This is a genomic window from Sulfitobacter sp. (genome assembly GCF_041552635.1).
Taxonomy (GTDB): domain Bacteria; phylum Pseudomonadota; class Alphaproteobacteria; order Rhodobacterales; family Rhodobacteraceae; genus Sulfitobacter.
The window spans coordinates 21,932-38,194 of sequence record NZ_JBFEKM010000013.1; the positions used below are offsets into that span (position 1 = coordinate 21,932).

At 55.9% G+C, this 16,263-nt stretch carries 12 protein-coding genes; 11 read left to right on the forward strand and 1 reads right to left on the reverse strand.

Annotation, left to right across the window (positions count from 1 at the left end; translation table 11 throughout):
- Nucleotides 1-51 precede the first annotated feature (51 nt).
- From ABYT07_RS02710 to ABYT07_RS02760, 11 genes are all read left to right on the forward strand, one after another.
- Nucleotides 52-2,790, forward strand: a complete 2,739-nt coding sequence (locus ABYT07_RS02710) for an aminotransferase class I/II-fold pyridoxal phosphate-dependent enzyme (RefSeq protein ID WP_372989268.1) — start codon at nucleotides 52-54, stop codon at nucleotides 2,788-2,790.
- A gap of 17 nt (nucleotides 2,791-2,807) precedes the next feature.
- On the forward strand, nucleotides 2,808-4,268 hold the full coding sequence (locus ABYT07_RS02715) for a biotin carboxylase (protein ID WP_372989270.1): 1,461 nt from the start codon (nucleotides 2,808-2,810) through the stop codon (nucleotides 4,266-4,268).
- An 18-nt stretch (nucleotides 4,269-4,286) separates the two neighbouring features.
- Nucleotides 4,287-5,258 (forward strand): C45 family autoproteolytic acyltransferase/hydolase, encoded by a 972-nt coding sequence (locus ABYT07_RS02720; protein ID WP_372989272.1) that lies wholly within the window; start codon nucleotides 4,287-4,289, stop codon nucleotides 5,256-5,258.
- A 22-nt stretch (nucleotides 5,259-5,280) separates the two neighbouring features.
- On the forward strand, nucleotides 5,281-6,621 hold the full coding sequence (locus ABYT07_RS02725) for an aspartate aminotransferase family protein (RefSeq protein ID WP_372989274.1): 1,341 nt from the start codon (nucleotides 5,281-5,283) through the stop codon (nucleotides 6,619-6,621).
- Between the two features lie 109 nt (nucleotides 6,622-6,730).
- Nucleotides 6,731-7,378: a paraquat-inducible protein A gene (locus ABYT07_RS02730; RefSeq protein ID WP_372989276.1), complete on the forward strand. Its 648-nt coding sequence runs from the start codon at nucleotides 6,731-6,733 to the stop codon at nucleotides 7,376-7,378.
- 11 nt (nucleotides 7,379-7,389) lie between these two features.
- Complete coding sequence (locus tag ABYT07_RS02735; RefSeq protein ID WP_372989292.1) at nucleotides 7,390-7,992, forward strand: paraquat-inducible protein A; 603 nt, start codon at nucleotides 7,390-7,392, stop codon at nucleotides 7,990-7,992.
- Nucleotides 7,985-10,069, forward strand: a complete 2,085-nt coding sequence (locus tag ABYT07_RS02740; RefSeq protein ID WP_372989278.1) for an MlaD family protein — start codon at nucleotides 7,985-7,987, stop codon at nucleotides 10,067-10,069. The genes ABYT07_RS02735 and ABYT07_RS02740 overlap by 8 nt, the downstream gene beginning before the upstream one ends.
- Nucleotides 10,070-10,072: 3 nt before the next feature.
- Complete coding sequence (locus ABYT07_RS02745) at nucleotides 10,073-10,636, forward strand: membrane integrity-associated transporter subunit PqiC (protein ID WP_372989280.1); 564 nt, start codon at nucleotides 10,073-10,075, stop codon at nucleotides 10,634-10,636.
- Nucleotides 10,637-10,873: 237 nt separating this feature from the next.
- A complete protein-coding gene (locus tag ABYT07_RS02750) occupies nucleotides 10,874-13,009 on the forward strand; it encodes a polysaccharide biosynthesis tyrosine autokinase (protein WP_372989282.1) in 2,136 nt (711 codons plus the stop codon).
- A gap of 121 nt (nucleotides 13,010-13,130) precedes the next feature.
- The gene (locus ABYT07_RS02755) at nucleotides 13,131-14,138 is read left to right on the forward strand and encodes a hypothetical protein (RefSeq protein ID WP_372989284.1); all 1,008 of its coding nucleotides are present in this window, start codon (nucleotides 13,131-13,133) and stop codon (nucleotides 14,136-14,138) included.
- Nucleotides 14,139-14,156: 18 nt separating this feature from the next.
- The gene (locus ABYT07_RS02760) at nucleotides 14,157-15,719 is read left to right on the forward strand and encodes a phosphate ABC transporter substrate-binding/OmpA family protein (RefSeq protein ID WP_372989286.1); all 1,563 of its coding nucleotides are present in this window, start codon (nucleotides 14,157-14,159) and stop codon (nucleotides 15,717-15,719) included.
- A gap of 3 nt (nucleotides 15,720-15,722) precedes the next feature.
- On the opposite strand, the gene ABYT07_RS02765 is transcribed toward ABYT07_RS02760, so the two are convergent.
- Nucleotides 15,723-16,263, reverse strand: a 541-nt coding sequence (locus tag ABYT07_RS02765; protein ID WP_372989288.1) for a hemerythrin domain-containing protein, incomplete at its 5' end; no start/stop codon positions are given.

A 16,263-nucleotide genomic window follows, 5' to 3' on the forward strand; every position in this document is an offset into this window, starting at 1 on the left:
TGGCCGGACCCCAAGATGCAGCAGTGTAACGCCCATAGCGGAGTACGATTGATGCATTCTATGAACGATTATTCCTCGGCGATCCAACTTCGGTCTGACCGGTGGAGCGCACTGCGCGAGGCCACGATGGCCTTGACCCGTGACCCCAAAAAAGAAGAGATCGATTTCCTGCGCAGCAAATGCCATGCGCTGTTCACATCGCTCTCGTTTATCGAACCCTATTGGGCGTTTCCCGGCATGCCCGCGTTTGAGCATCTACAACGCATGCTGAACCACAATAGCTTTGATGACCTGTCATTTGCTGTAAACCGTATCACGCGCGCCTTGACCACCGGTGCCTATCGCCGTCGGTCGATCCCGTTGGAGCGCGACAGCATTGATCACGAAGAACATGACGACGAGGCGATGCTTTCCCCAGAAGCGCGCGCCCTGACCAAGCCCTATTTCGAAGTGCTGATCGTTGATGACGTCAGCGAACAGCAGGAACGCTGGTTGAAATCGAACGTCAGCCGCATGCGCCGCGTCGAAGATCCGTTCCACTATGAAGCGGTTGTGGTCAAATCCATCGAGGATGCGCTGATTGCGGTTCTGTTTAACCACAACATTCAGGCCATCGTGGTACGGCCCGGTTTGACGCTAAAGTCAAAGATGGATGAACCGATCCTGGCCCGCTCATTGGCCCGCGCCGGTGGTCAGGAAGAGATAGACAAGCTTCAGCCGGAAAACTATGGCCCCGAACTGTGCCGGATGATCGCCAAGGTGCGCCCCGAACTGGACGCCTATCTGGTGACCGAACGGTCGGTCGAAGACATCGCGGGCCTTGATCTGGGGATCTGCCGTCGGGTTTTCTATAACCAAGAAGACTTTATGGAACTGCACCTGAACATCCTGCGCGGCGTTCAGGCCCGCAACAAATCGCCGTTCTTTACGGCGCTTGTCGAGTATTCCAAACAGCCAACCGGTGTTTTCCACGCCATGCCGATCAGCCGCGGCAAGTCGATCACCCGGTCGCATTGGATTCAGGACATGGGCGCGTTCTACGGGCCTAATATCTTCCTTGCCGAAACCTCTGCCACGTCGGGTGGTCTGGATAGTCTGCTGGAACCGCATGGCCCCATCAAAGAGGCACAAGAACTTGCATCGCGGGCATTTGGGTCCAAACAGACGTTCTTTGCCACCAACGGCACATCGACCTGTAACAAGATCGTCGTTCAGGCGTTGGTGCGCCCCGGTGACATTGTGCTGGTCGACCGTGACTGCCACAAGTCGCACCATTACGGCATGGTGCTGGCGGGTGCGCAGGTCTGTTACTTGGACAGCTATCCGTTGAACGAATACTCCATGTACGGTGCTGTCCCGCTGCGCGAGATCAAGCACCAGCTGCTGGCGCTTAAAGCCGCTGGCAAGCTGGATCAGGTGCGCATGTTGCTGCTGACCAACTGTACGTTTGACGGTCTGGTCTATAATGTCGAGCGCGTCATGGAAGAATGTCTGGCGATCAAGCCCGATCTGATTTTCCTGTGGGACGAAGCATGGTTCGCCTTTGCGCGGTTCAACCCGACTTACCGCCAGCGCACTGGTATGAACGCCGCCAATACTCTGCGTGAAAAGTTCAAATCGACCAAGCACGCCGAAGCCTATGAGAAACAGCAGGCCAAGCTGAAAGATGCGGATGATGAAACGCTGCTGAACACGCGCCTGATCCCGTCGCCCAAGTCGCGGGTTAGGGTCTATACCACGCAATCGACCCACAAAACGCTGACATCCTTGCGCCAAGGGTCTATGATTCACGTCAACGATCAGGACTTCAAGGGCGAGGTCGAACAGTCCTTCCACGAAGCCTATATGACCCACACGTCGACTTCGCCAAACTACCAGATCATCGCGTCCTTGGATGTGGGGCGGCGTCAGGTCGAACTGGAAGGGTTCGAATTCGTCCAGCGCCAGATCGAGGCAGCCTTGTCCATGCGCCGCGCGATTGCTGACCATCCGCTGCTGTCGAAATACTTCAAGGTGCTGACCGCAGGCGATATGATCCCCGAAGAATATCGCGAAAGCGGGGTTACCAGCTATTACGATCAGGAACAGGGCTGGACCGATATGTGGGACTGCTGGGAAAAAGACCAGTTTGTCCTTGATGCCAGCCGAGTGACCTTGCTGGTTGGCGGCACGGGCTGGGACGGTGACACGTTCAAGACCGATATCTTGATGGATAAATACGGAATCCAGATCAACAAGACCTCGCGCAATACCGTGTTGTTCATGACCAACATCGGGACCACGCGGTCATCGGTCGCCTATCTGATCGAAGTCTTGGTCGAGATCGCCAAATCACTGGATGATCTGCTGGATGACGCCAGCAAGATGGAGCGTCGGTCGTTCGACAATCGTGTGTCGAACCTGATGGAAAACTATCCGCCTTTGCCCGATTTCAGCCGCTTTCACGAGGCATTCCGCAACGATAACGTCACATCCGAAGGTGATATCCGGACCGCGTTCTTCCTGTCATATGACGAGAAGAACACCGACTACCTTGACCTTAATGGCACCCTTCGCGAGGCTATGGATGCAGGAAAAACGGTCGTCTCTGCCAGTTTTATCATCCCGTACCCGCCCGGCTTTCCGATCCTTGTCCCCGGACAGGTGGTCAGTCAGGAAATTCTGGCATTCATGCGGGCCTTGGATGTGAGCGAAATCCACGGCTATCGCCCCGATCTGGGGCTACGTGTCTTTACCGAAGCAGCGCTGAAACGCGTGCGGAAGAAAAATCTTTCGTCTTCACCTGAATAAGAAAAGGACCCAAACCTATGACCACGACTGTTCTCAAGAATATCTCGGAAATCCGCCGGTTCTTTCACCGAAACGAGGACCCTGTATATTTCATTTCTGCGACCAACTTTAACCTGTTGGGCCTCGATGAATGGGTGAAGAATTTTAAATACATCTGCTACATCGACTGCTACGGCGGCAAGCACCCGAACGTGTTCTGCCCGTCCGAACAGCCGCACGCAGAATTCCAGTCCATCGAAGACATCAACAACTATCTGCTGCAGCACAAAGAGGTCATCGACTTTATCAAACGTCGCGGCGGCAAGCCCAAGTTTGTGTTCCTGATGTTCGACGAAGAAACCGAACGTCTGTCAAAAGAACTTGGTGCCGATGTCTGGTTCCCCAAGGCCAAGCTGCGCACCAAGATGGACAACAAGATCGAAACCGTGCGGATCGGTAACAAGGCCGGCGTGCCATCGGTGCCAAACGTATTGGCCGAGGTTAAGGATTACGAAGACCTCAAGAAAACCTGCGAAAAGGCAGGCATCGGGCATGATCTGGTCCTGCAATCCGCCTTTGGCGACAGCGGCCACACCACGTTCTTTATCAAATCCGAGGCAGACTTCCGCCGCCATGAATCCGAGATCGTCGGCGAAGGCGAGATCAAGATCATGAAGCGCATTGATTGCCGCGGTTCCGCGATCGAGGCCTGCGCCACTTCGGAAGGGACGATCGTTGGTCCGTTGATGACGGAACTTGTTGGTTTCAAAGACCTGACGCCCTATCGCGGCGGCTGGTGTGGCAATGAAATCCTGTCCACGGCTTTCCCGCCCAAGGTCCGCCAAAAGGCCCGTGAACTGACGTTCAAATTCGGTGAACAACTGCGCAAAGAAGGCTACCGTGGTTACTTTGAGCTGGATTTCCTGATCGACAAAAAGACCGGTGACATCTGGTTGGGCGAATTGAACCCGCGCATTACCGGTGCGTCATCCATGACCAACCACGCGGCATTTGCCCATGCGGATGCGCCGTTGTTCTTGTTCCACCTGCTTGAGTTCTCTAAGAAGAAATTCAAACTGGACACGACAGAGCTGAACAATCGCTGGGCCGACCCGGACATGATCGATAGCTGGTCGCAGATGGTCATCAAACACACTGAGGACAGCGTTGATATCTGTACCGAAGCGCCTGAAACCGGCATCTACAAAATGCTCGAAGATGGCCGCGTTGTGTTTGACCGTTTCGACTATCACCGTCGTGCGGTTGAATCCGAAAACGAAGCGTTCTTCTTGCGCATCCTCCAGCCGGGTGATTACCGCTATGAAGGGGCCGACATCGGTATTCTTGTGACCCGTGGCCGGTCGATGACCAAAGCATTCCAGTTGAATGATCGCGCGAAAAAGTGGATCCACGGTATCAAGCAGTCGGTCAACGGACGCCCCTTGCCTGTTGCAGAAGCAGGGCCAGCGATGTCTGATCCGGCGTTCAAAATCCTCTAAGGCTTGAGAGGCCAGCACATGCTTTGGCGTGCCATATCAGAAGAATTGCCCGGTCCGAAATGGGCCGGGCTTTTCGCCGAATACTGGCCTCACTACCGTAAATGGTGGCTGAAGGAGGGTGAAGCTGCGCGCCCAACCTATGCCGAATGTGTGCGCGCGCTTAAAAAGCACATGCCCGAAATCATCCCCTTGTACGAAGACCTGTGCGAAAAGGCCGGCGGCAGTGATTTGGCGGCGCGGTTCCTAAGCTTCTATTGCCCGCCCCCTTATCTGTCAGGTTGTAGTCAAGCGGTCTGGGGCGGCAAAGAACCGGTTCTTGTGCGAAACTATGACTATAACACCAACGCTTTTGACAGCCTGCTGCTGCATACCGGCTGGCAGGGGCGCAAGGTGATGGGCACGTCTGACGGGCTATTCGGGCTGGTCGACGGGGTGAATGACGCAGGCTTGTCGATTTCGCTGACCTTTGGCGGCAGGCGGGTTGTGGGCATCGGTTTTGGCGTGCCGCTGATCCTGCGCTATGTCCTGCAAACCTGCGAGACAGCGGAACAGGCGGGCAAAGTTTTGGCGCGTGTGCCGACCCACATGAGCTATAATGTCACCGTCCTGGACCGCAAACGCAAATATCTGACCGCGTTCATGGCACCTGACCGCGAGACGATTATCACCAATGCGGCGGTGGCCACCAACCATCAGGAAACTGTCGAATGGATCAGCCATGCGCGCTTTACTGCCACGGTGGAACGTGAACGCTATTTGCTGCAACGCCTGCGTTTCCACCGCGACCCCGAGGAAAAATTCATCGGGACGTTTCTGAAGCCACCGCTGTATTCGCACCAGTTCAGCGCCGGTTTCGGCACGCTTTACACTGCTGTTTACCGCCCGCGCAAACGCGAGATGGAACTGCGCTGGCCGGGGACTGTCTGGTCCCACACGATTGATAAGTTTGAGGAAGGGTCGCGCAATGTGTTGCTGCCCGGTGCTGCCTAAACCCTTAGCCAAGGAAACTCACATGTCGCATATTTTCCCCCGCCACACCCGCAACCTGCCGCCCGTCGCCGTAAGCGGCGAGGGATGTTACCTGACCGATGCCAGCGGCAAGCAATATCTGGACGCCTCGGGCGGTGCGGCGGTGTCATGTCTTGGCCACGGGGACGTGGCGGTGATCAAGGCGATCAAGAACCAACTTGATCATCTTGCCTATGCGCACACAGGGTTCTTTACGTCCGAACCTGCCGAAACCTTGGCCGATCTGTTGATCGAACATGCACCCGGCGATCTGGACCGCGTGTATCTGGTTTCTGGCGGCTCCGAAGCCGTCGAAGCCGCGTTGAAACTGGCCCGCCAATATCATGTTGAACGCGGCCAGCCCGAACGCGGTCGCATCATCGCCCGCAAGCAAAGCTATCACGGGAATACCATAGGCGCGCTTTCGGCAGGCGGCAATGAATGGCGCCGCGCCCAATTCGCGCCCTTGCTGTTGGACATCAGCCACATTGATCCGTGCTATGAATACCGTCTGAGACATGACGGCGAAACGGCCGAAGAATATGGCCTGCGCGCCGCCAACTTGCTGGAAGAAGAACTGCTTCGGGTTGGCCCCGAAACCGTTATGGCGTTCATCGCAGAACCTGTGGTGGGGGCCACATCCGGCGCGCTGACCGCAGCGCCGGGATATTTCAAACGCATCCGCGAGATCTGCGATCAATACGGCGTGTTGCTGATCTTGGACGAGGTCATGTGCGGCATGGGGCGAACAGGCGCGTTGTTTGCCTGTTCGCAAGAGGACGTGACCCCAGATATCCTGTGCATCGCCAAAGGATTGGGGGGCGGATACCAGCCAATCGGGGCGATGCTGTGTACGGCGCATATCTATCAAGCCATCCAGGACGGCACTGGATTTTTCCAGCACGGGCATACCTATATCGGCCACCCGACGGCGGCAGCGGCCGGTGTTGCCGTGGTGTCCGCCGTGTTGGAGCGCGATTTGCTGTCAAATGTGCAGCGGCAAGGCGACCGGTTGCGCGCCGCGTTGAACACCGCGTTTGGTCAGCATCCGAACGTAGGCGATATTCGCGGACGCGGGTTGTTTGTGGGGGTCGAGATGGTCGCCAACCGAGAAACGAAAGAACCCTTTGACCCGTCACGCGGGATTGCCGCCAAGATCAAGAAACATGCGTTCGAGAATGGCCTGATCTGTTATCCGATGGCCGGCACGATTGACGGCAAGACCGGCGACCACGTCTTGCTGGCCCCGCCGTTCATCATCTCGGATGCGCAAATTGACGAGCTGGTAGAGAAGTTGGGAAAAAGCATCGACCAAGCGCTGCAAACCAATCCATCGCCTACCTGAACGGCCAAGAATAGAAAGCCTTAAAACCGGGGTGAGGGGCGCAATTACATGACTAAACCGTGTAAATTTTTGGATATCACCCGCAAAAATCCTTCTGTATAAGCCCGCTATGAAAGACACAGTTGACCCTGATATCTCACTTCCGCTGACAGAGCTGATCATCTGTCCGCAATGCGATGCCGTCTATCATCTAAAAGAACCGAAACTGGGCGAAAAAGCAGTTTGCCAGCGGTGTCAAACCGTGTTGATCGCGCCGCGACAGCAAGCAGGGCTCAAGATTATCGCGATCGCGTTGGCCACGTTCATCTTGATTATCGGGGCGACGTTCTTTCCGTTTCTGACGATTGATGCGGCGGGTAACAAGAACTCGGTTTCTGTGTTTGATTCAGCTTTGGCATTCTCAAGCGGGCCTTTGGTGCTGCTGGCGCTGGCGACGGCCGGGTTGATTATGGTGGTGCCTTTGATGCGGGCGATGCTGACGCTGTATGTCTTGGTGCCGGTCGTGCTGGATTTGCCCCCTGCGCGGCATGCGATGCAGGCATTTCGCCTTTCCCAAGCATTGCAGCCTTGGTCGATGGCCGAGATTTTCGCGCTAGGTTGTGCGGTGGCGCTGGTCAAGATCGCCGATCTTGCCACAGTTGGTTTTGGTCCTGCGTTCTGGATGTTCGGGGGATTGGTTGTGTTGTTGGTGGCGCAAGATAGTTTTATGTGTAGGTGGTCGGTATGGAATTCCCTGGAACACCCCAAAAAATCCTGAGCGCGCGGGAAATGGGCCTTGTCGCTTGCACGCGGTGCACTCGGGCTTGGCCCTTGGGCACGCAGGTCTGCGGGCGTTGCGGGCACAAGATGGTGTCGCGCGATAGTCATAGCCTGCAAAAAGTGTGGGCCTTCTGGATCGTCGGCCTGATGTGTTATGTTCCGGCGAATATGTATCCGATGCTCAAGACAAAGACGCTGTTTCAGTCCGACGAAAGCACCATTGTCGGCGGGGCGGTTGAATTGGCCCAGCACGGTGCATTCGGGATCGCGTTCATCATTCTTCTGGCGTCTGTTGCGATCCCGCTCGCGAAATTTTGGGCCGTCGCGTACCTTGCGGTCAGCGTTAAAAGGCACGGCGCGGGGGGCAATCATGCACGCCATGTGATGTACGAGATCGTCGAATATATCGGACGATGGTCGATGATTGATATCTTTGTGGTTGCGATTTTGTCCTCGCTCGTGCAACTCGACACCCTCGCTAGTATTAACCCTGGTCCGGCAAGCATGTTTTTTGCTTTGTCGGTGATTTTTACCATGCTTTCGGCGCAGGCGTTCGATTCTCGCTTGATCTGGGATAAGCAGACCAAGGATGGGGATCCATCAAATGACTGAAACGCCACCCGAAGTGTCGGTAAAATCTGCGCGCAGGCTGTTCCTGAGCGGCGCATCTTTTGTCTGGATCATTCCCGTTTTGGCGCTGCTTGCAGCGCTAAGCGTCGCCTGGAGCAGCTATAACGCGCGCGGGCCCGAGATCTATGTCGAATTCGACAAAGGGGCTGGCATCAAAGCCGGAGAAACCGAATTGCGCTACCGTGATGTTACGGTGGGGCGCGTCGAAGAAGTCGGATTCAGCGAAGGGTTGGGGAAGGTCGTGGCCACGATCCGCGTCGACAAAAACGTTGCTCCGTTCATCGACAGCAGCGCTGCGTTCTGGATCGTCCAGCCCGAAGTATCCGCGCAGGGGATCACGGGTCTAAGCACGGTCCTAAGCGGCGTTTACATTGAAGGATCGTGGAATTCCGAAGTGGGAACATTCGCGGACCGCTTTGTCGGATCTGACACTGCACCGCTGATCCGTGCGGGGCAATCCGGCTTGCAGATTGCCTTTCGTACTGTCGGCACCGGCCAGCTGACGGACGATGCACCGATCCTGTATCGCGGCATCGAAGTGGGCCGTCTGGGCAAGGCACAGATCGCACCGCGCGGCAATTTTGCAATCGTCGAGGCGTTGATCTACGAAGAGCACCGCAATCTTGTGAACAGTTCGACCCGCTTTTGGGACACGTCTGGCTTTAGCTTGTCGATCGGGCCGGGCGGGGCCGAGGTGGATTTTGAATCCATTGCAACCCTGATCGGTGGGGGCATCACTTTTGATACTTTTGTGTCGGGGGGCGACCGTGTTCAGGATGGCACCGTCTTTGAGATTTTCCCAAGCAAGGAAGGCGCGCGCAGTTCCGTCTTTAATGCCTCAGAAGTCGACCCGCTAAAGCTTAGCGTGATATTTGAAGACAACGTTTCGGGGCTTGCCGTTGGTGCGCCCGTCGAGCTGAGCGGATTGAATATCGGCGAAGTTGAATCCCTGTCAGGCATTGTGGATTATAACCAGTTCGGCGACAGCCGTGTGCGGTTGAATGCGACGCTGTCGATCCAACCCGCGCGGCTTGGTCTGCCGGGCGAGGTGTCTGCTGCCAGCGCGTTGTCGCTGTTGCAGGATCGTGTTGCAAACGGACTGCGGGCACGGCTTGCCTCTGCCAGTCTGCTGACCGGGGGATTGAAGGTCGAGATGGTCATCGTGCCGGATGCGCCCGCTGCCCGTCTTGCTGCGGTCGGAGACGCATTTCCTGTCATGCCGACCACCAAGAACGAAACATCCGATGCAGCCGCGACGGTCGAGGGCGTATTCACGCGGATAAATAATCTGCCAATCGAAGAGCTGCTGAACAGCGCGATCGGGTTGATGAATTCGGCGCAGATGTTCATCGGCAGTGACGAATTGCAGAAAACCCCCAAGGATGTGCGGACCCTGATCAACGAAGTCACGGGCCTTGTTTCATCGGATTCAGTGAAAAACATCCCCGTGACCCTGAACGCGACGCTGTCGCGTGTCGAAACCCTAGTTGCGACGCTTGAGCAGGAACAGATGGCAAAGCGGTTGCTGGATGCTGTCGATTCCGTTTCGGCAGCAGCTGAATCCTTTAGTACCTCGACCGAAGGTGTACCGGCGCTGATCACCGAAATGCAGGCTGTCGCGGCCAATGCCAGCGAACTGGAATTGCAGCAACTTGTGGACGAACTGACGGCCCTGACCCGATCTGCGGATCAGGTGATTGGTACGCCTGATGCGGTCGCCTTGCCGGGATCGCTGAAAAACGCGCTGGATGAACTGAACTATACCTTGCAGGAACTCCGCGAGGGTGGGGCGATCGAGAACGTGAACCAAACGCTCGCTTCTGCGCGCAATGCCGCGGATAATATCGCCGTTTCCGCGCAAGATCTGCCGCAGATCGTTGATCGCCTGTCCTCGCTGTTCGCGCAGGCAAGCCGGACCATCGAAGGGTTTGACCAAGGCGATCAGATCAGCCGGACCGCGCAGGACACAATGCGCGATATCCAAAAAGCCGCCGATGCGCTTGCATCTTTGGCGCGCACCATTGAACGTAACCCCAATTCGCTTTTGCTGGGACGGTAAAACATGAACATTCTGAAAACGATCGCAACTGTCGGACTGACATTGACGTTGGTTGCCTGTGGATCTGCGGATCGCTTTGCGGTGACGTCGCCTGCGGTAACTGACAAGGTCAGCATTGGATTTGCTGCCGTCGAAGTGCGCGATGTGTCGTTGCCCAGCTATGCGGCGGCCGATGAAATTCACATTCGCAAAAGCAATGGGACTTTGGTCAGTTCGTCAAACCAGCTTTGGGCAGATGCGCCGGGTCGTGCCGTTGCACTGGAACTTAGCGAAAACCTGTCGCGCCTGACAAATCGTCGTGTCGCGTCCGAACCGTGGCCCTTCGAGGCCTATCCCGATGCCCGTCTTGAAGTGCGCTTTAGCGAATTGCTGGCCTCGGATGCGGGCCAGTTCACGGCGTCTGGCCAGTATTTCGTCGCGGTTGCTGATGGCCGGCGCGAACGGTCCGGGCTTTTCGATCTGACGGTTGCCTATGACCCCAAGGGTGGCCCGGCTGCGATTGCTGCCGCACGGGGTCAGTTGATTTTGGATCTGGCCAGCTTTATCGCCCGAGAGGGTCTTAAGTAAAAGCGAAAGATCGCTTGTTTCGGGTTGTTTCAGGGCTGGACAAGCAACTTTCGATTGAGCAAGTACCTGATTGTTCGTTAAAAGTTTACCTTTACGAAAGCCGTGCTTTTGGAGGCACCCAAAAATAGGAGACACTTGGGGAATACGGTGGGAATTTCACCGCTTGTTCGTTAAGGTCTTTGAGAAAGCAAGATCGAGTAAGTCATTTTCTGGCTTCGATAATTGGACAAGCTGAACATGATAAACCAGAGCTCACAAAATTTTGCATCCACCCAAGGGGATGGTGACGAAAGTATCAACATCAGCGCGATGGTCAGCACTCTTTGGCGCGGTAAATGGATTATCGCTCTTGTGACCGCCATCGCCGTGTTTCTGGCGGGGTACTATGCTTATAGTGTTGCTGTTCCGCTGTATCGTTCCACGGCCGTCGTAATTTTGGAAACCCAGCAGGACAAGGTCGTCGACCTGCAAGCGGTTGTTGGCGGATTCTCCGGCGATGCGACGGCGGTGAACACCGAAGTCGAAGTTCTTAGGTCGCGTGGCCTTGCTGGCAAAGTCGTTGATCGGCTAAATCTTATCGAGGACCCTGAATTTAACTCGCGCCTGAGAAAGCCGGGCATGATTGCTGCGCTCAAGGCGCGGGTAAGCAATCTAATTTCTTCTGGTGATGCTCCGACGGCTTTTGCGCCCGAGAGTGAACTGATGCAGACGCGCATTCGCGATAATGTCGTTGCAAGCCTTCTTAGCAAGGTCGGTATCCGAAACATCACAAGAAGTCTGGTTTTCAACGTTACTGTTGAATCTGAATCACCGGTCAAATCTGCGCTGATCGCAGATACATTTGTCGAACTTTACATCCTGAATCAGATCGAAGTTAAATTCGAGGCGACGGAAAAAGCGACAGAATGGCTGAGTAACCGGGTATCCGAACTGCAGATCGAGCTGGAGACAGCAGAAAAGAAAGTGTCTGGTTTTACGGCGCAAACACAGCTTGTGTCGGTAGAGGCACTGCAAGCGCTTGAACGTCAGATCAAGGACCTGAGAGACCGTATTGCAAGTGCAGAGACTGCGAACACCCTGATCGAAGCCCGGCTTGCCACCTTGTTAGAGGCCGAGTCCGATGAAGCAAAGTTGAAGGCTGCCAATGACGCGACATTGGACCGGATCGCAAACGGGGGCCTTGATAGTGAAACGAACCGGAATCTATTCGGATCCCGCTATGCTGCCTTGGTCGAACGTGCCCAAGCCGATTTGCTGCGGTCGAACCAACAGCTCACCGCGCTTCGGACTTCAGAGGAAGACGTTTCAGATCAAGTTGTAAAACAAGGACAGGATTTGATTGCCTTGCAGCAGCTCACCCGCGAGGCAGAGGCGACGCGTTTGCTCTATGAGTATTTCTTGACCCGCCTCAAGGAAACATCAGCCCAAGAGGGTATCCAAAAAGCAGACAGCCGGTTGTTGTCCAAAGCCGTCATTCCGGGGGCCCCGAGCGCGCCGCGCAAAACACGGATCATTGCGATGTGGTTTGTTCTTGGTGCGTTCCTTGGGTCGTGCATCGTGCTGTATCGGGAAATGAAAACAAGCACATTCCGTACAGCCAGTGAGCTTGAGCAGCACACAGGCTATACGGTGATTGGCCAGATTCCCCTGATTCCGTCGCGTGCGCGTCTGGATACACTGTCGTATCTATCAGAAAAACCGACCTCGGCTGCGGCTGAATCCATTCGCAACCTGCGCACGTCCTTGATGCTGTCCAGTGTCGATAAAAAACCGCAGGTTATTCTGTCGACTTCGTCGATCCCCGGCGAGGGCAAGACGACGGTATCGCTGTCACTGGCCAAATTCCTGTCTGGTCTGGGCAAGTCGGTTCTGCTGGTCGAAGGCGATATTCGCCGCAGGACGTTGAATGAATATTTCCCGACATTGCCGAAGACAGGCATCGCATCGGTGCTGAACGGCGATGTAAAGTTTGAGGACGCCATCCATCGGCCCAAAGGGTTCGAGGCTGATATTCTGGCCGGTGAAAAGACAAACGTGAACGCTGCCGATCTGTTTTCATCCGATACGTTCAAGAAGTTCATCGCCGAAATGCGCCAGAAGTACGATTTCATTATCATCGACACCCCGCCAGTGCTGGTTGTCCCTGATGCGCGGATCATTGCAGAAAATGCCGATGCGATTCTGTTTTCGGTGAAATGGGACAGCACCAGCAAAGCGCTGGTCGAAGAATCCATGCGATTCTTCCACAACTCGAACCAGCGCATCACGGGTCTGGTTCTAAGCCAGATCAATGAAAAGGGCATGAAAAGCTACGGGTATGGTGGCGATTCAGGGTCTTTCGCGGCTTATGGTCGTGGCTATTACGACAGCTAAACGTCAAGGGCGGCATCATGATGCTGCCTTGATGTTGCCCCGTTCTTTTCACCTGTTGGCCATACCTCTGCCGCGGTCTTAAGCGATCTTAACCGGAGATTAATCCGAGCGAGGTCACCCTATGCCGCACATTAAAGAGATCATGACAGCCGCAGGCACTTTGGGATGTGCGATCGGCATTGGCTTTGTGATGCAAAGCTCTGATGCAGCGAACGAACGCTATGGTGCTGCATCCGATGCTGCGGTTCAGGAACGCGAACTTCAGGCGCTGGATGCTGATACCACCATGTTGGAAGTCCAGGATATCACGCTGACGTCTGCCGATTTCAGCATTGGTGAATTGGGCAACAGCGTGCGTCTGCCTGAAACGGATATTCAGGTTATCAAGACCGCGGCCCCAGAAATTGCAGCACCCGTTCCGGGTGCCTCTCCTGATGTTGTCGGTGCAGAGTGCGATATCACTGCAAATGCGCGCCCAATGGCGGCGGCGATGGTGAATGTCACGCTTGATGCGCCCTGCCTGCCGAATGAACGGGTCACGGTCCACCACAATGGCATGATCTTTACCCAAACCACGTCGCGCACGGGCGCGCTGGATATTGCTGTGCCAGCGCTTGCCGAAACGGCAGTCTTTGTCTTTGCCTTTGGCAACGGGGATGGCGCAGTGGCCCAAGCCATGGTCGAAGATATTGCCGATTTCAACCGAGTGGTTTTGCAGTGGAAAGGCGATACGGGGTTCCAAATCCATGCACTAGAATTCGGATCGGATTACAATGGCGGCGGTCATGTATGGTCGGGCAAGCCACGCGATATCGCTTCTGCGATCACCGGCGAGGGCGGTTTTATGACCATGAACGGCGACCTTAGTGCCGCAGATCCCCTGCTTGCCGAAGTATATACATTCCCCGCCGCGATGGAGACCGCCGGCGGTGCTGTCGAGCTGAGCGTCGAAACAGAGGTGATCGCTGCAAATTGTGGCCAAGAGATCGAGGCCCGTTCGCTTGAGATGCGCGGCACGAGAGGAACCAAAACCAAGGATTTAAGCCTTGCCGTGCCCGATTGTGATGCGATTGGTAGCTTTCTAGTGTTGAATAATCTGTTGGAAGACCTGAAGGTTGCCAGCAACTAAGGCAACATCTGGGGTCACATGATCACGATACTACGTGCGGCGGTTTGCGCCGCACTTTTCCTGTTTCAGGGTGTGCAGTATGCAGCGGCGCAAGACGTCGCGCTGACCTCGAGGGATGGCAAAATCGAACTCAGCGGTACGCTTCTGGGTTTTGACGGCGTTTTCTATCGTATCGAAACGGAATACGGCGAATTGACCATCGACGGCACGGGCGTTGACTGTGCCGGACCGGGGTGCCCCAACCTCGAGAATTTTGTTGCCGAACTGTGGCTGTCCGGTTCTGCGACGATGGGCAAGATCCTGATGCCTGCGCTGATTGACGCCTTTGCCACCCGCAATGGCTATCGTGCGACGCGTCAGGACGAAGACGAAAATCGCTTTACCTTTGTGCTGGTCGACCAGAAATCCAATAAAACCATTGCGCGGTTCATGTTCCGTGCCAGCAACACCGATGAAGGTTTTGCCGATTTGCTGGCGGACGAGGCCGACATCGTGATGTCTTTGCGCGAAATGCGCCCTGATGAACGGCAGCGCGCCCGCGAGGCGGGGTTGGGTGACATGACTGGCCTGAACCGCAGTCGCGTATTGGCGCTGGATGCTGTTGTGCCTGTGGTGTCAGCGTCTAACCCCGTGCGTGGAATTTCGCCGCTGATGCTGGCGCAGGTCTTTGCGGGGAAAATCACTAACTGGAACGTTTTGGGCGGGCCGGATGCCCCGATTGACCTGCATTTGCCAGATGATAGCAGCGGCCTTGCGCAGGCGATCGCAGATCAGGTGCTGCGCCCGTCAGGCCTAGAGCTGTCCAAAGCCGTCACCCGCCATCCTTTCCCGGCCGATCTGGCCAAGGCCGTGGCCAAGGACCCCTTTGCCATCGGCATCACCAGCTACGCGGAGCGGCGCAATATGGCGATCCTGACCCTGACGGGCACCTGTGGTTTTTCGCTGGACGTATCGCGCCGTGCGATAAAGACCGAAGATTACCCTTTGACCGCGCCGATGTTTTTGTATTTTCCCGCACGGCGCCTGCCGCAAGCTGCGCGTGAATTTCTGGCCTTCACCCGCAGCCCAACCGCACAAATCGTGATCCGCCGCGCAGGTTTTGTTGACCAGACGCCTGAAGAAATACCCGTCGAAGATCAAGGCAACCGTTTTACCAACGCGATCACGGTTGCAGGGGCCGATATCACCCTTGAGGAATTGCAACGCATGACGGCGACGCTCAAGCCGATGGCGCGGCTTTCAACCTCATTCCGCTTCGAGGCCGGGTCGGCCCGTCTGGACGCGCAATCGCGGTCCAACGTGCAGCAGTTGGCCCGCGCGCTTGAGGTTGGCCAATACGACGCGCGTCGTTTGCTGTTTGTGGGGTTCAGCGACGGCGACGGGGCGGCGGATGCCAACCGCGAGATCGCCCTGCGCCGTGCCGAGGCGGTGCGCCGTGCTGTTATTACCGCTGCGGTCACCGTCAATTTGGAGCGCGTGGTGCTGGATGTCGATGCCTTTGGCGAAGCGATGCCCATGGCGTGTGACGACAGCGCCTGGGGCCGGCAAGCCAACCGGAGGGTCGAAGTTTGGGTGCGTTAGACCCTAGCGAAACTGCGGTGGATCGTATTTCAAAAGGACTGGAACGACCAATTCCTCTTCATCGACTAAATGGCGGTTCAGCATGGGCCGGAACGCATCCAATCGACCCTTCATCGCGGCCGTAGTGTCAATGAAACCGGCCTGCTTGCCCTGATATTGCAAGACGGCATTTGCGGTGTCCGCCAGATCCGCCAAAATCCCGTCAAGGCTGTGATGGTCGGCGTCCAGGATATCAAAGCCCCGCGCGGCGCTTTGATCAAGCTGCGACATTACCGGGAAGTACTGTGCATCTTCGATCTGATGATGCCCGTGCAATTGATTAATCAACATTCCGCCAAATCGGCTAAGCTTGCGTTTATAGTCGTCTTGCGCATCGTTCCCGTCTAGCGCTGCTTTGACGTCGGCATCCAATTGATCCAGCAGCTTTCGAAACATCAAATGGCGATCCAGCCAAAAGGCGATCAGATGCGAATAGTTGGCGTTTCTTTCCCAGCCATTGCGGGGATACTCCTTGACCAGACTGCGCATGGCATCCGGCAAACCA

Excerpts from the sequence above, each read along its gene's own strand:
- ABYT07_RS02710 (WP_372989268.1), top strand. The coding sequence starts at position 52 with ATGCATTCTATGAACGATTATTCCTCGGCGATCCAACTTCGGTCTGAC.
- ABYT07_RS02715 (WP_372989270.1), top strand. The coding sequence starts at position 2,808 with ATGACCACGACTGTTCTCAAGAATATCTCGGAAATCCGCCGGTTCTTT.
- ABYT07_RS02720 (WP_372989272.1), top strand. The coding sequence starts at position 4,287 with ATGCTTTGGCGTGCCATATCAGAAGAATTGCCCGGTCCGAAATGGGCC.
- ABYT07_RS02725 (WP_372989274.1), top strand. The coding sequence starts at position 5,281 with ATGTCGCATATTTTCCCCCGCCACACCCGCAACCTGCCGCCCGTCGCC.
- ABYT07_RS02730 (WP_372989276.1), top strand. The coding sequence starts at position 6,731 with ATGAAAGACACAGTTGACCCTGATATCTCACTTCCGCTGACAGAGCTG.
- ABYT07_RS02735 (WP_372989292.1), top strand. The coding sequence starts at position 7,390 with ATGGGCCTTGTCGCTTGCACGCGGTGCACTCGGGCTTGGCCCTTGGGC.
- ABYT07_RS02740 (WP_372989278.1), top strand. The coding sequence starts at position 7,985 with ATGACTGAAACGCCACCCGAAGTGTCGGTAAAATCTGCGCGCAGGCTG.
- ABYT07_RS02745 (WP_372989280.1), top strand. The coding sequence starts at position 10,073 with ATGAACATTCTGAAAACGATCGCAACTGTCGGACTGACATTGACGTTG.
- ABYT07_RS02750 (WP_372989282.1), top strand. The coding sequence starts at position 10,874 with ATGATAAACCAGAGCTCACAAAATTTTGCATCCACCCAAGGGGATGGT.
- ABYT07_RS02755 (WP_372989284.1), top strand. The coding sequence starts at position 13,131 with ATGCCGCACATTAAAGAGATCATGACAGCCGCAGGCACTTTGGGATGT.
- ABYT07_RS02760 (WP_372989286.1), top strand. The coding sequence starts at position 14,157 with ATGATCACGATACTACGTGCGGCGGTTTGCGCCGCACTTTTCCTGTTT.